This is a genomic window from Candidatus Obscuribacterales bacterium (assembly GCA_036703605.1).
In the GTDB taxonomy this organism is placed as follows: Bacteria; Cyanobacteriota; Cyanobacteriia; order RECH01; family RECH01; genus RECH01.
In genome coordinates this window covers 1-1596 of the sequence record DATNRH010000904.1, presented here as the reverse complement: position 1 = coordinate 1596, position 1596 = coordinate 1, and the positions used below count along the sequence as shown (strand labels likewise).

The following is a 1596-nucleotide window of genomic DNA, read 5'->3' as shown; positions in this document are numbered from 1 at the left end:
TTCCGTGAGGGTGAGATCCTGGGTGTGGCATACATGGAGATCGTTCCTGCCCTGGTAGTTGCAATCCAGGAACTGGAAGCTAGACTGGAGGATTATGCGAACAAGCTCGAATCCCTGGGATCTTGACGGCCCAACAATCTTCTGGATAATCTGGCTCCTTGCCTTCTTCGTGGGTGAGTGGTGGGGTAGGCAGTATGGGAATGAGATGCTCACTCATCACATCTGGTGGATCAGGAACTGGGCCTCCCAGACTGGTGCCTCCATCATCCTGTTCCTCATGGGCTCCATATTGCTGTGGCTCAACTGGCATTTCTGGTTAGAGGGTTGGAAGTTCTTCAAGGAGCTGGTGAGTTGAATGGATATCATCGCAGATATATTAGTCCCTGTTCTCGCCATCCTCGCCGGTGGTGGTGGAGCATCCGCCTACTACATTCAGAAGCGTATGAGGCGGATCGAACTGGCGACGAGTCAGCAGGAGGCCAATGATCAAACCATGCTTTCTTTCTATGCGATGTGGAATGAGGAGTTGAGGCGACTCCGTATAGAGATCGACAAGCTCCATGCTCTGGTGGCTGCTCTCGAGGGAGAGATCATAGCTCTTGGTGGAGATCCAGTAAGAGTGCGGTTACAGCTTGCCAAGGACATGAGGAACGGGTAAGATATAGCTCATGGCTGATGCAATCTATCCCAATGCAAAGGGGCACTTCCTCGCAGGAGATATCGATGTCGATACGGCAACACTCAAGATCGTCCTCGTTGACACTGCTTCATACACCTACAGCACCGCACACGACGCACTCGATGACATCCCTGCTGGGATGCGTCTTGCTACGTCGGGGGCAATTACATCTAAGACCACAACCTCTGGTACGTTGGACTTCGCTGATGTGACTGTCACTGGACTGGACACTGGCGAGACCGCCGATGCCTATGTCCTTTACGTGGACTCTGGTGTGGAAGCTACGTCTTATCTCATTGCGTATAAGGATTCCGCGGCAGAGCTACCACTCGCCGGCGCTACTGGCGTCGATGTTGTTGTACAGGTGAACGCCTCGGGTTTCTTCACGCTCTGATAGGAGGCTAACACATGGCTGTTGGCGATACCGTATCCGGTAACTGGAAGATAGCCTTTGACGGCGAAGCTACCTCAAGCACCCAGCTAAGCAAGACTGGTGTCCCAGGGCTGTGGGAGGACTCGCTTGGTCAGTGGTGGATGATGGGTCCCGGCACCGGCGACGACTCCGATGTCTGGTGTCTGACCGATCCGATGGTTTCTAATACTTATACCTCCATCACGGACTGGGAAGCCCGAGCTACCGGCGACAACATATGGCAGCAGACCTACATGTTTGTGCAGACTGCTAATCTGTTTATCCAGTCCGATCACCGTGACGACCAGTCTGCGGGCGGGGACGACGGTTTCAGCAACTTTGGTGTTGCTACTCCAGCAACACCAAGCCTCACTGGCAGCGTCAGTGGTGCTACCTGGGCGTCTGGTAATGTATCCACCTCCCAACCCCCGCTGTTTAGCTTCGTTGTGCAGAACTCTTCTGCTGACACGGGTATAGGAGACGCCGACGATTACATAGCGGTGAT

At 53.8% G+C, this 1596-nt stretch carries 3 protein-coding genes; all 3 read left to right on the top strand.

The genetic code is table 11. The annotated features are described in order from the left end of the window. Window positions 1-355 precede the first annotated feature (355 nt). Window positions 356-658, top strand: a complete 303-nt coding sequence (locus tag V6D20_18555; GenBank protein ID HEY9817783.1) for a hypothetical protein — start codon at window positions 356-358, stop codon at window positions 656-658. Between the two features lie 10 nt (window positions 659-668). Next, a complete protein-coding gene (locus V6D20_18550) occupies window positions 669-1073 on the top strand; it encodes a hypothetical protein (protein HEY9817782.1) in 405 nt (134 codons plus the stop codon). A 14-nt stretch (window positions 1074-1087) separates the two neighbouring features. After that, the coding region (locus V6D20_18545) for a hypothetical protein (protein ID HEY9817781.1) at window positions 1088-1596 on the top strand (509 nt) is incomplete at its 3' end.